Source organism: Sphingomonas sp. PEI4, from assembly GCF_056679955.1.
This window is the reverse complement of record NZ_CM155258.1, coordinates 3,322,501-3,335,586: the sequence shown is the minus strand read 5'-3', so window position 1 is coordinate 3,335,586 and position 13,086 is coordinate 3,322,501. Positions and strand designations below refer to the sequence as shown.

The 13,086-nt window shown below is 63.3% G+C and carries 8 protein-coding genes, 1 tRNA gene, 2 rRNA genes and 2 pseudogenes (1 of these 13 only partly in view); 9 read left to right on the top strand and 4 right to left on the bottom strand.

Annotated features, from left to right (window positions below):
• Positions 1–4 precede the first annotated feature (4 nt).
• The 6 genes from AC1MLZ_RS15425 (at position 5) to AC1MLZ_RS15400 (ending at position 6,871) form a co-directional block, all read left to right on the top strand.
• Positions 5–862 carry a 2,4-didehydro-3-deoxy-L-rhamnonate hydrolase gene (locus tag AC1MLZ_RS15425; protein ID WP_480959233.1) on the top strand — a complete coding sequence of 286 codons (858 nt, stop codon included), beginning with the start codon at positions 5–7 and terminating at the stop codon, positions 860–862.
• Positions 859–1,620 carry an SDR family NAD(P)-dependent oxidoreductase gene (locus AC1MLZ_RS15420; RefSeq protein ID WP_480959232.1) on the top strand — a complete coding sequence of 254 codons (762 nt, stop codon included), beginning with the start codon at positions 859–861 and terminating at the stop codon, positions 1,618–1,620. The genes AC1MLZ_RS15425 and AC1MLZ_RS15420 overlap by 4 nt, the downstream gene beginning before the upstream one ends.
• A gap of 79 nt (positions 1,621–1,699) precedes the next feature.
• On the top strand, positions 1,700–2,632 hold the full coding sequence (locus AC1MLZ_RS15415) for an amidohydrolase family protein (RefSeq protein ID WP_480959231.1): 933 nt from the start codon (positions 1,700–1,702) through the stop codon (positions 2,630–2,632).
• Complete coding sequence (gene rhaT / locus AC1MLZ_RS15410) at positions 2,629–3,711, top strand: L-rhamnose/proton symporter RhaT (RefSeq protein ID WP_480959230.1); 1,083 nt, start codon at positions 2,629–2,631, stop codon at positions 3,709–3,711. Before AC1MLZ_RS15415 ends, rhaT begins: the two co-directional genes overlap by 4 nt.
• Positions 3,708–5,303 (top strand): glycoside hydrolase family 43 protein, encoded by a 1,596-nt coding sequence (locus AC1MLZ_RS15405; protein ID WP_480959229.1) that lies wholly within the window; start codon positions 3,708–3,710, stop codon positions 5,301–5,303. Before rhaT ends, AC1MLZ_RS15405 begins: the two co-directional genes overlap by 4 nt.
• The gene (locus AC1MLZ_RS15400; protein ID WP_480959228.1) at positions 5,303–6,871 is read left to right on the top strand and encodes an MGH1-like glycoside hydrolase domain-containing protein; all 1,569 of its coding nucleotides are present in this window, start codon (positions 5,303–5,305) and stop codon (positions 6,869–6,871) included. Before AC1MLZ_RS15405 ends, AC1MLZ_RS15400 begins: the two co-directional genes overlap by 1 nt.
• A 214-nt stretch (positions 6,872–7,085) precedes the next feature.
• On the opposite strand, the gene AC1MLZ_RS15395 is transcribed toward AC1MLZ_RS15400, so the two are convergent.
• Positions 7,086–7,352, bottom strand: a complete 267-nt coding sequence (locus AC1MLZ_RS15395; protein ID WP_480959227.1) for a hypothetical protein — start codon at positions 7,350–7,352, stop codon at positions 7,086–7,088.
• 214 nt (positions 7,353–7,566) lie between these two features.
• Here AC1MLZ_RS15395 and istA point away from each other — a divergent pair, with 214 nt between their 5' ends.
• The 3 genes and pseudogenes from istA to AC1MLZ_RS15380 all read left to right on the top strand — a co-directional run.
• Positions 7,567–9,075, top strand: a complete 1,509-nt coding sequence (gene istA / locus AC1MLZ_RS15390) for an IS21 family transposase (protein ID WP_151989758.1) — start codon at positions 7,567–7,569, stop codon at positions 9,073–9,075.
• A pseudogene (gene istB / locus AC1MLZ_RS15385) lies at positions 9,072–9,827 on the top strand (IS21-like element helper ATPase IstB); the annotation flags it as partial. The gene istA and the pseudogene istB, both read left to right, overlap by 4 nt.
• Positions 9,828–10,281: 454 nt before the next feature.
• Positions 10,282–10,468: pseudogene (locus AC1MLZ_RS15380) on the top strand (IS3 family transposase); the annotation flags it as partial.
• A 297-nt stretch (positions 10,469–10,765) separates the two neighbouring features.
• Here the strand turns inward: AC1MLZ_RS15380 and AC1MLZ_RS15375 are convergent.
• The 3 genes from AC1MLZ_RS15375 to AC1MLZ_RS15365 all read right to left on the bottom strand — a co-directional run.
• Positions 10,766–10,842 (bottom strand) — tRNA-Met (locus tag AC1MLZ_RS15375).
• Positions 10,843–10,925: 83 nt separating this feature from the next.
• Positions 10,926–11,040, bottom strand: a 5S ribosomal RNA gene (gene rrf / locus AC1MLZ_RS15370).
• A 251-nt stretch (positions 11,041–11,291) separates the two neighbouring features.
• Positions 11,292–13,086: ribosomal RNA gene (locus AC1MLZ_RS15365) — 23S ribosomal RNA — on the bottom strand (it continues 1,001 nt past the right edge of the window).

The window sequence follows — 13,086 nt, the reverse complement described above, 5'->3', positions numbered from 1 at the left end:
GTCCATGAAGTTCTGCCGCTACGGCCCAAAGGGCGCCGAAAAACCGGGATTGGTCGACGCCGAAGGCCATATCCGCGACCTATCCGCGATGATCCCCGACCTGACCGTCGATGCGATCTCGGGCCTCGCCGATATCGATCCCGCCACGTTGCCCCTGGTCGAGGGTGCGCCACGCTACGGTGTGCCAGTCGCCGGGATCGGCAAGATCGTCGCGATCGGCCTCAACTACCGCGATCACGCGATCGAATCGGGACTGCCGATCCCGACCGAGCCGATGATGTTCATGAAACCGCTGTCGAGCCTGTCCGGCCCGAACGACGCGGTGATGCTGCCGAGGGACTCGACGCATAGCGACTGGGAGGTCGAGTTGGGCGTCATAATCGGCAAGACCTGCCGTTATGTCGACAAGGCCGATGCTATGGATCACGTCGCCGGCTATGTGCTCGTCAACGACGTGTCCGAGCGCTTCAACCAGAAGCAGCGCGGTACGCAATGGTCCAAGGGCAAGGGGCACGATACCTTCTGCCCGACTGGCCCGTGGCTGGTGACGCCCGACGAAATCGGCGATCCGCAGGGCCTGGCGATGGCGCTCGACGTCAATGGCGAGCGGATGCAGACCGGCAACACGAAGACGATGATCTTCGCGATCGACGAACTGATTTCGTATGTCAGCGAATACGTCACGCTGGAGCCCGGCGACCTGCTCATCACCGGCACCCCGCCCGGCGTCGGCGAGGGCAAGAAGCCTGCGTCGATCTTCCTGAAGGCCGGTGACACGATGCACCTGGCAATCGACGGGCTCGGCGAGCAGACGCAGACGGTCGTGGCGTGGCGGCACCCGCGCAATGCGGTGACCGCGTGAGCCTCTACGCGGGGCGCTTCTCCGGTCGGACGGCGATCGTCACGGGCGGTGCGTCCGGTCTCGGCAAGGCGGTCGCGGCACGGATCGTCGCGGAAGGCGGCCGGGTCGCGCTCTGGGATCTCGATGCGGACAAGCTCGCGAGCGCGGGCGCGGAGATCGGCGCAACGCATGTCGAGGCCCTCGACGTCGCCGATGCGGCGGCAGTCGAAAAGGCGGCAGCGGCCGCCCATGCAGCACTGGGCGCGATCGACATCCTGGTCTGCGCGGCGGGAATAACCGGCGCCACCGCCCCCGTGCACGACTATCCGATCGACAGCTGGCAGCGCGTGATCGACATCAACGTCAACGGGCTGTTCTATTGCAACCGCGCGGTCGTGCCGCTGTTGCTGGCAAACGGCTATGGCCGGATCGTCAACGTCGCATCGGTCGCAGGCAAGGAAGGCAACCCCAACGCCTCGGCCTATTCCGCGTCGAAGGCGGCGGTGATCGGCTTCACCAAGTCTCTTGGCAAGGAACTCGCCGGCAAAGGCGGTCCGGGCGGGATCGTCGCCAACGCGATCACGCCGGCCACCTTCGAAAGCCCGATCCTCGAGCAACTGCCGCAGAGCCAGGTGGATTACATGCGCGGCAAGATCCCGATGGGTCGGCTTGGCGAAGTAGACGAATCCGCGGCGATGATCTGCTTCATGGCGTCGGACGAGTGCAGCTTCACCACCGCGTCGACCTTCGATACGTCGGGGGGCCGCACGACCTTCTGACACGCCGCCGACCCCGACCCGACGTCTTACGGTCACCGGTAAAAAACCGGGGCCGCCTTGTTTCAGAGAGGATAGCGGCATGGCCGTGCTCGATCCCGTTCCGTTCGTCGATGCCCATGTCCATTTCTGGCAGCGCGGTCGGCTCGATTATGCGTGGCTGACGCCGCCCTTCGCCGACGATGGCCCGAACGGCAATGTATCGGCGATCGCGCAGGACTATGGCCCCGCCGACTATCTCGAGGAAGCAGCACGCTGGAACGTCGTCGGTGCGGTCCATGTCGAGGCCGGCGCTGCGCCATCTCAGGCGATCGCGGAGACCGATTGGGTACAGACCGTCACCGAAGCGCAGCCCCTGCCGACCGCGATCATCGCCTTCGCCGCACTCGACGCGCCCGATATCGACGCGCAACTCGCCGCACAGGCCGAGCGTCCCACGGTTCGCGGCGTTCGCCAGATCGTCAACTGGCATCCCGATCCGAACCACACCTACACGCCCCGGGACATGCCGACCGACGAACGCTGGCAGCACGGCTTCGCCCGCCTCGCCGATCACGACCTGTCCTTCGATCTGCAAGCCTATCCCGGCCAGTTCGCGGCGCTCGCCAAAACGATCGAACGGCACCCCGATATTCCGGTGTTCCTCAACCATGCCGGCATGGGCGTCGATGGCGAAGCCGACTGGTTCGACGGTCTGCGCGCGCTCGCCCGGTTGCCACACGTCGCGATCAAGCTGTCCGGCCTCGGTTTCGCAATCCGTCCGTGGAACGCACGCGCAGCCCGCGACCGCGTCCGCCGCGCGATCGACCTGTTCGGTACCGACCGTGCGATGATGGCGAGCGATTTCCCGACCGACCGCCTGTTCGCCTCGTTCGACGATACGCTGGCGATGCTCCACGACTCGGTCGCCGATCTGTCCGAAGGCGAACGCCGCGCATTGTTCGCCGGCACCGCGAACCGGCTTTACCGCCTCGGGCTCGATCTCGCCCCCGCTCTCGACGGAGACGTGCGATGACCCCCAACCCGCTGCTCGGCGTCGGTTTTCATTGGCTCGGGGGGCTCGCCTCGGCCAGCTTCTACGTCCCCTATCGCGGCGTGAAGCGCTGGTCTTGGGAGATCTATTGGCTCACCGGCGGGATCGTCTCATGGCTGATCGCGCCATGGCTGTTCGCTGCGTTGCAGACCGAGGATCTGCTCGGCGTCCTCGCCGCGGCGCCCCGCGCCGCGATCCTGTGGCCGATCCTGTTCGGCATGCTCTGGGGCTTCGGCGGTCTCACCTACGGTTTGACGATGCGCTATCTCGGCCTGTCGCTCGGGATGGCGGTGGTGCTCGGGCTGTGCACCGTCTTCGGCACGCTGATCCCGCCGCTGTTCCAGGGAGATTTCGCGGCGAAACTGCTCGACACGATCAGCGGGCGCATCGTCCTGCTAGGCCTCGGCGTGACCCTGCTCGGGATCGTCGTCGTCGCGCTGGCGGGTGCGCGCAAGGATGCGGCACTATCGATCGAGGCGAAGCAGGCCGCGGTCGCCGAGTTCGATTTCCGCAAGGGGATAGGCGTCGCGATCTTCTCTGGCATCATGTCGTCCTGCTTCGCGTTCGGGCTGGCGGCGGGCGAACCGGTTCGCACGCTATCCGCCGCCGCCGGCACCGGACCGCTCTGGACGGGCCTCCCGGTGCTGTGCCTCGTGATGTTCGGCGGCCTCGTTACCAACGGCATCTGGTGCATGATCCTGATCGCGCGCAATCGCAGCGCCGGCCAGTGGATCGGGCGCGCGAGCCCGACCAGCGACGTCGGCAGCGGCGCTGGCCGCACGCCGCTAGTCGCCAATTTCCTGCTCTGCGCGGTCGCCGGCCTCGCCTGGTATTTCCAGTTCTTCTTCTACACGATGGGCGAGAGTCAGATGGGGCGGTTCGGCTTCTCGTCCTGGACGCTGCACATGGCCTCGATCATCATTTTCGGCACGCTTTGGGGCTTCGCCTTCCGCGAGTGGCGGGATGCGGCACCCAAGGTCCGCGCAACCGTCTGGGGCGGCGTCGCGCTGCTGGTGTTGGCGACCGTCATCATCGGCTATGGCAACAGGCTCGCTGCATGACGCGTCTCGCACTCGTCTTCGCGCTCGCAATCGCCGCGGTTCCGGCAATCGGCGCGGCGCCAGCAACCTATACCAACCCGGTAATCTTCGCGGATTATTCCGATCCCGACGTCATCCGCGTCGGCGACGACTATTACCTCGTCGCGTCGAGCTTCCACTTCTCGCCCGGCATACCGATTCTGCATTCACGCGATCTGGTGCATTGGCGGATCCTCGGCCACGTCCTGCCACGCCTGCCGTTCGCGCCCGAATACGACATGCCCGGCCCCCACACGCTGACCGACGCGATCTCGAAGCCGGTCGGCGGCACGCGCTATGCCGGAGGCGTCTGGGCGCCCTCGATCCGCCATCACGACGGACGCTTCTACGTCTATTGGGCAACTCCCGACGAGGGCATCTTCATGGCCACCGCGACGCGTGCCGAAGGACCCTGGAGCACACCAATCAAGGTGATCGACCAACCGATGCTGGAGGACCCCTGCCCGTTCTGGGACGACGACGGCACCGCCTGGCTGGTCCATTCGCGGCATGGCGCAGGTCCGCTGATCCTCCACCGGATGAGCGCGGACGGCACCCGCGTCCTCGATCCCGGCACGACCATCGTCGAGGACAAGGTCAACCTCCCCATCCTCGAGGGGCCCAAGCTCTACAAGCGTGACGGCTGGTATTACATCCTCGCGCCGTTCGGCGGCGTCGAGAAGGGCGCACAGGTCGCCTTGCGCGCACGCGACATTCGCGGCCCCTACGAACAGCGCGTGGTGCTGCGCCAAGGCACGACCAAATTGGAAGGCCCCCATCAGGGCGGCTGGGTCGAGACGACGTCCGGCCAAGGCTGGTTCGTGCATTTCAACTCGACCGGCGCATTCGGCCGGATCAGCTATCTCGAACCGCTGCGCTGGGTCGATGGCTGGCCGCTGATCGGCGCGCCGATACCCGGCTCCACCGCCGGCCAGCCGGTCGACCGCCATACGGTGCCGGACACGCGGAACAGCCCCGCGCCGTACCGCCTGCAAGCCTCCGACGATTTCTCCTCCCGCACGCTCGGCCCGCAATGGGAGTGGAACCACAATCCCGACGACCGCGCGTGGAGCCTGAGCGCTCGTCCCGGCTTCCTGCGCCTGACCGCGCTGCCCGCCGAGCACCTCGTCACCGCACGCAATACCCTGACCCAGATCCTGCAAGGCCCGTCGAGCAGGATCACCGCGCGGATCGATCCGCGCCGGATGGTCGACGGGCAACGTGCCGGCCTGTCGCTGTTCGGCGTTCGCGCCAGCTGGATCGGGCTCGTCCGCGCGGAGGGGAAAACCAGCGTGACGGTCGCGCGCGAAGGCGTGGAAACCGCTGGACCTGTGCTCACCGGCACCCGCATCGACCTGCGCGCCGACGTCGCCGAGGATCAGCGCGTCACGTACAGTTACAGCCTTGACGGCAAGACCTTCGTACCGATCGGCGCGCCGATACCGCTCGCCCGTTTCTCCTGGTGGAAAGGGTCACGCCCCGCGCTGTTCACGTTCACGCGCGACAGGCCCGGCGGATCGATCGACGTCGATCGCGTGACCGTCGACACGCCCATTCCTGCCGGGAGATCCTGATGGACCGCCGTCACTTCCTCGCCGGGACGACCGCCGCCGCCGCTACGCTCGCCCTGCCCCGCGCCGCGGTCTCGGCGGTGCCGACCGACACGCCGCTCTTCAAGACAGCGAACACGCGCTGGCAGGCGGGGTACGACAAGGCGCTGGCGGTGCTGGCCGCCAATGTCCGGACCATGCCCTATGTCAGCGCACCGGTCCTGATCGAAGGCGCGACCTATCAAGGCATCTGGCAGGAATGCGGGCCACATGAAGCGCTGGTCTATCGCCACTGGCGTCCCGACGTCGCGCGGAACAGCCACACGACGTTCTTCGATCTGCAACGCGCAAACGGCCAGTTGCCCGCGAACAACAAGATCACGGAAACAAGCTTCGGCCAGATTCAGATGGTCGTGCCGATCGCTGCCACCTCCTGGGAACTCGCCCGCGTCACCGGCGACGAGGCCTTGCTCGCACAGGCGTATCGCGCATGTTCGGCGTGGGACGATTGGCTCGTGCGCCACCGCAACACACGCGGTACAGGCCTGATCGAGGGGTTCTGCACCTACGACACCGGACACGACAACAGCCCACGCTGGGCCGGGATGCCGAACCAGTGCCCGAACAAGGACGCCGCCACGCATCATCCGATCGCGTCGCTGCCACGTCTCTGCCCGGACCTGTCGGCGACCGTGTTCGGCGGGCGCCGCGCGCTGGCCGCGATGGCACGCGCGCTGGGCCGCACTGCCGAAGCCGACCGCTGGGAGGAGCGTGCCGAGACGATCCGTCGCCTAATCCTCGCACGCCTGTACGACGTGACCGACGCAGCCTTCTACGACCGCGATCCGCAGGACCGGTTCGTCCGCGTGCGCGGCGACGTCATCAGCCGGGTATGCGGCGAGCACGTTGTCGACCAGCCGATGTTCGAACGGATCTGGCAGCAGCAGCTCGGCAATCCAAAGGCGTTCTGGGCTCCCGTCCCGCTAGCCTCGATCGCGCTCGACGATCCCGGTTTCGTCCGGCCAAACCCCGCCAACAGCTGGGGCGGCGCGTCGCAGGCCCTCACCGCCCTGCGCGCCGGGCGCTGGTTCGATCATTACGGTCGCTCCGCCGAGTTCGGGACGATGATGACCGCATGGTGCGACGCGATCCAGGCGGACCCGTCGATGCGCCAGCAACTCGATCCGCTGACCGGCCACTTCACGCAGGAAGACGCACCCGGCTATTCGCCCACCGCGCTGGTGATGGTCGACTATACGTGGCGCCTGGTCGGCTTCCACGAGGATGCGAACTTCATATACTGGAACATCCGCCCCAATCATGCTGCGGCGCGAGGTACCACGCTAAGCCGACGGACCGACGACGGGCGGGTCGCAACGATCGACTACAGGGGCCAATCGGCAACGCTAACCCTCGACGGAAAACGAATAGCGCGTATCGAAAGCGGCGCAGCACAGCTCCAAACCGACAAGACTGGCCTACCTCTAGGTTTACGCGGCAACGAGCTAAAGCCACAGATCGTAAAACTGCACATTCCCAACCAGCAGCAACGCGATATACAGTGTCGAGCTAACGTATATCACCTCCTTTAGCTTCGTGGGTATATTACTGTCTGGCGCGATTGGCATTCCTGTTGTCGACTGGATTTTTATATAAGCACCGACGTGTGATGAATACGGCGACACTTCCGTTCTGTTCGTCAAAGGTTAAGCGTCCATTCCGCTCATGCCAGGCACGCGACTGAACCGTGTCCCCAAACCGCCAGAACCGTGTTTCCCGCGCAGGGGGACCGGCACGAACGAGCGTTCAGCATTCCCCTGTCGGTAGCTCGACGATGCGGTGGATATGCGTAGCGTCGACATGATACCGCTCGCCGGGGAGGCGGTGCGCAAGCTCGCTATGCCAGCCCCCGCCCGAATCCAGATGAAACACTTCATCGACATAGCCGCCTTCGAGGACTTCCGTCTCGAACCCCCAAGGATGGTCATGCGGTGTGGCGTGCGGCTCCTCGGCCTTGAACTGGTGAAGCGCACGCCCGTCGTCCAGATGGTATTTGATGAAGGCCCTCGACATGCGTTCGACACTGACGATCCGCCTGCCTTCAGGAACGCGAGTGCTGCGCGGCGATGAAGGTGAGACAGCAGCGTCAATCAAGATGAGACTCCGTTTGGGGCTGTCGGCGTAGGGCGTAGCCCGGAGCCGACAGCCCCAAACGGAAGCCCTTTCGAAGGGCTTTGGTGGTCGTGACCGGCCTACATCTGGGCTTTTCCTTGGGGGAAGAGCGCAGGTGAGCGGTCGACACGTCAACGATCATCAAACGAGGCTCTTTATGAAACATCGTCAAAGCGACCCGGTGCCCGTGGCAGCGGCCAAGGCCGGTATCAGCCGGGCGACCGCCTATCGACTGCTCAAGGGCGGCAAACTCCCGTCCCAGAAGGCGGAGCCGCGAGGTCGGCGCCGACCAGACCCGCTGGCAGAGATCTTCGACACCGAGATTGTCCCACTTCTCCAGGCGGCTCCCGGCCTGCGGGCCGTTGCCATATTTGAGGAGATGCTTCGCCGGCATTCGGATCTGTCGCCCGGTATCCGGAGGACCCTGGAGCGGCGCATCCGGACATGGCGTGCGCGGCATGGTCAGGACCAGGAAGTCATTTTCCGTCAGACCCACGAGCCCGGCCACATGGGCCTGTCGGACTTCACCGATATGGGCGACCTCGATGTGCCCGTCACGGTCGCCGGCGAGCCGCTCAAGCATCTCCTCTATCACTTCCGGTTGGTCTGGTCGGGTTTCGAGCACGCCCATGTCATCCTCGGCGGCGAGAGCTATGTCGCCTTGGCCGAGGGACTGCAGAACGCCCTGTGGGCGGTAGGCGGCGCGCCACGCCTACACCGCAGTGACAGCCTGTCGGCCGCATTCCGCAATCTCGACGCTGACGCCAGAGTTGACCTGACGCGGCGATATGATGCGCTTTGCGAGCATTATGCGATGGAGCCGACGCGCAACAATCGCGGTGTCGCCCATGAGAACGGCGCTATCGAAAGCCCCCACGGCCATCTCAAATATGCCGTAAACGACGCACTGTTGATGCGCGGATCCGGCGACTTCGACGATTTGACCGCCTATCGCGCCTTCATCGACGAGATCGTCGCGCGCAAGAACCGACGCAACGCGGCTCGTATCGATGCCGAGCGCGCAACGCTGCAGCCGCTCCCGCAGCTTCGCACCGGCGACTATGAGGAGAGCATTGTCCCCGTCACCTCGACCAGCAGCTTCACGCTGAAGAAGGTCTTCTACACGGTCCCGTCGCGCCTCATCGGCCACAGGCTGAGGGTCCGCCTGTATGACGACCGCCTCGATATCTTCCTCGGCGCGACGCGTCTCATGACGCTCCGTCGCGGACGAACGCCCAGCGACGGCAAGCACGGACACGTCGTCGACTACCGGCACGTCATTCACAGCCTGCGGCGCAAACCTATGGCGCTGATGAACCTCGTCTACCGCGACCAGATCTTTCCGCGCGAAGCGTATCGCCGGACATTCGACCGTCTTATCGAACAACTGCCCGAGCGCGTCGCCTGCAAGATCATGGTCGAGTTGCTCTCGCTCGCGCATGAGCGGGGTTGCGAAGCAGAGCTGGCAGATGTTCTGGCAGCGGATCTGGACGCCAGGCGCCTGCCAGACCTCACGCAGCTACGAGCACGCTTCTCACCAGACCCGGCCAGCTTGCCGGTCGTCTCGGTGCAATTGCCCTCGCTTGCCGTCTACGACACTCTGCTGACGGGAGCGGCCGCATGAACCCCGCTGTCGACACCCAGCGCCTCGCATTCATCCTCAACGAACTGCGTCTGCCTGCCATCAAGCAGGCCTGGCTCCAGTTCGCTGAACGCGCCGACAAGGAGGCGTGGCCGGCCACCCGCTTCCTCGCCGCGCTCGCCGAGCATGAGATCGCCGAACGCGACCGGCGACGCATCGAGCGGCACCTGGCAGAAGCACGCCTGCCACCAGGCAAGACCCTCGACACCTTCGACTTCACCAACGTGCCGATGATCTCGAAGGCTCACATCATGGCGCTCTGCGCCGGCGACAGCTGGCTCGAGAAGGGGGCCAACCTCATCATGATTGGCGGACCGGGCGGCGGGAAGAGCCATCTCGCCGCTGCAATCGGCATGGCACTCATCGAGGCGGGCTGGCGCGTCCTGTTCACCCGTACCTCGGATCTCGTCCAGAAACTGCAGATCGCGCGCCGTGAGCTCGCCCTCGAAAGTGCGATCGCCAAGCTCGACAAATATCACCTGCTCGTGCTCGACGATCTCGCCTACGTCACCAAGGACCAGGCCGAAACCTCCGTCCTCTTCGAACTGATTAGCGCCCGCTACGAACGCCGATCAACCCTCATTACCGCCAACCAGCCATTCGGCGACTGGTCGCGCGTATTCCCTGACCCCGCCATGACGCTCGCCGCTGTCGATCGCCTCGTTCATCATTCCACCATCTTCGAGATGAACGTCGAGAGCTACCGACGCCGCGCAGCCCTCCAGCGACAATCAAGCTGAGACACCGTCTGTCGCGGAGCGGCGATCAAGACCAAAGTTGGCCTTGCATTGCCTGTCGCGCCGCGACAATCTCGCTCCCGTCACGGCCGCAGAGTCTCATCCTGATCGCCGCTACTGTCTCATCCAGATCGCCGCTCAATACGCGAGCAACGGCCGCTCGCGGTAGTCTCATACTCATGGTTCAGGCACCTCTTCATAACAGCCTGCACGGCGCGGCTGGCGGACAATCCCGTTGAACGCGGCATTACCCCCTGCGCCCTGCCAATCTCGTCCGCCTGCCTGGCCGCATCCCGATAAAGCTCGATCAGCCATCGCTCCGTGCAGTGTGGCAGCAAGCAGCACAGTGCCACCCCCACCTCGACGCTGGCGTCCAAACACCGCGCAACCCCGCCTCGCAAGATATGCACCGATAGCGATGACAACGCGCTGAGATCACCTGCGACAAGGGCGGGTACGTCGCGCCTTCGCGCTAGACTGCTGCGACCGCGAGGCGATGGGACACGTCGCAACGACGGCCGGCATCACCGCCGAGGACGCCCAGGACTTGATGGTCGCCACGGTCGAGCATCGCTACGCCCGCGTAAACCGAGTGCCCGAACCGATCGATTGGCTCACCGACAACGGCGGCTGCTATACCGCACGCAATACACGGCTGCATTGGATTGATCCTGCGAAGGCCCCCGGTCAGCAGTCCTCAAGCGCGATTATGTCCGCGTGAACCCCAAGCCAAGTGCGCAAAGCGTTATCGACCAACTGCCCAGCTGGTTCGCCCATGATAACGAGGTGCATCCGCGCTTTGCGCTATCAATCACCACGCGCATTCATCGCGCAAACCTGCGAGACTCCGTCAGGTCTTTAGGGCAACAGCAGCTGGCGTTTGCCGTGAACGACAACGCCGCCCGTGAGGGCGGCGGTTGTGGTATGTGAGGGGTTGGTTGCGGGGACAGGATTTGAACCTGTGACCTTCAGGTTATGAGCCTGACGAGCTACCGGGCTGCTCCACCCCGCGACATTCGCGTTAGCGAAGGGGGTATGAGACATGGTGAATGGGTTTTGAGCGTTCCTTGTTCGTATCGTCGCACGGGCTTCAATGCCTGGCGACGACCTACTCTTCCATCGCTTGAGCGATAGTACCATTGGCGCAGGCGGGTTTCACGGCCGAGTTCGGAATGGGATCGGGTGGGACACCGACGCTATAGCCACCAGGCAATGGAGCCGGTGCGACGATACGTTGGGGAATGCTTGGGTACCCCACTTTGGCTTTCGCCTTGGTGGGGTTTTAAAATCGATACCGTGCACGTTTTGGTTGCCAGCCTCTCGGAACACCGAGTGCTGGTGTATTTGAACCAATCCCTCGACGGCGAGGGGATTGGCAATCTGGCGTTCGACTTGGGTAATCATCCGCACGCATCTGATGGCTAGCTGGTGACCCAGTGTTGTCATTGATGGTGTGAGACTCTCAAGCGCGAATAGAGCAATTAGTATCGGTTAGCTCCATGCGTTACCGCACTTCTACATCCGATCTATCAACGTCGTGGTCTCCGACGGCTCTATGAAATCTTATCTCGAGGGAGGCTTCCCGCTTAGATGCTTTCAGCGGTTATCCCGTCCATACATAGCTACCCAGCTGCGCTCCTGGCGGAACGACTGGTACACCAGAGGTATGTTCAACCCGGTCCTCTCGTACTAGGGTCAACTCCTCTCAAATTTCGACGCCCACGGCAGATAGGGACCAAACTGTCTCGCGACGTTCTGAACCCAGCTCACGTACCACTTTAATTGGCGAACAGCCAAACCCTTGGGACCTGCTCCAGCCCCAGGATGTGATGAGCCGACATCGAGGTGCCAAACAACCCCGTCGATATGAGCTCTTGGGGGTTATCAGCCTGTTATCCCCGGCGTACCTTTTATCCGTTGAGCGATGGCCCTTCCACGAGGGACCACCGGATCACTATGACCGACTTTCGTCTCTGCTCGACTTGTCAGTCTCGCAGTCAGGCGGGCTTATGCCATTGCACTCTAACAGACGGTTTCCGACCGTCCTGAGCCCACCATTGCGCGCCTCCGTTACTCTTTAGGAGGCGACCGCCCCAGTCAAACTACCCGCCACAGAGGGTCCCTGTTCCGGCTTACGGAACGAGGTTAGACATCAGAAACAAACAGGGTGGTATTTCACCTATGGCTCCACATCAGCTGGCGCCGATGCTTCAAAGCCTCCCACCTATGCTACACAGTTTCTTCCTAATGCCACTCTGAAGCTGCAGTAAAGGTGCACGGGGTCTTTCCGTCTAACCGCGGGTACTCCGCATCTTCACGGAGAATTCAATTTCGCTGAGCATGTCCTGGAGACAGTGGGGAAGTCGTTACGCCATTCGTGCAGGTCGGAACTTACCCGACAAGGAATTTCGCTACCTTAGGACCGTTATAGTTACGGCCGCCGTTTACCTGGGCTTCATTTCAGAGCTTGCACCCCTCCACTTAACCTTCAGGCACCGGGCAGGCGTCAGGCCCTATACGTCGTCTTGAAGCCGACTTAGCAGAGCCCTGTGTTTTTGCTAAACAGTCGCTACCCCCTGGCCTGTGCCCCCTCAAAGTGCTTGCGCATAGTGAGGGCCTCCTTCTTCCGAAGGTACGGAGGCAATTTGCCGAGTTCCTTCAGGACACTTCTCTCAAGCGCCTTGGTATACTCTACCTGACCACCTGTGTCGGTTTCGGGTACGGTCTATACGGTGGGGCTATTTCCTGGAACCATTTCGAAGCCATCCCAATCCGATAAGGGATGACAACACACATGATCCGTCACACACCACCAGGCCCACGAATATTAACGTGGTTCCCATCGACTACCCCCTTCGGGCTCGTCTTAGGGGCCGGCTCACCCTGCGCGGATTAGCCTTGCGCAGGAACCCTTGGTCTTTCGGCGAGAGGGCATCTCACCCTCTTTATCGCTACTCATGTCTGCATTCGCACTTCCGATACCTCCACGACCCATTACCAGATCGCTTCACAGGCTTACGGAACGCTCCGCTACCGCGTACCATATAAATGGCACACCCTAAGCTTCGGCACGTATCTTGAGCCCCGTTACATCTTCGCCGCAGGACCTCTTGTTTAGACCAGTGAGCTGTTACGCTTTCTTTAAAGGATGGCTGCTTCTAAGCCAACCTCCTGGTTGTTTTGGAAGTCCCACATGCTTTCCCACTTAGATACGATTTGGGGGCCTTAGCTGTAGGTCAGGGCTGTTTCCCTTTTG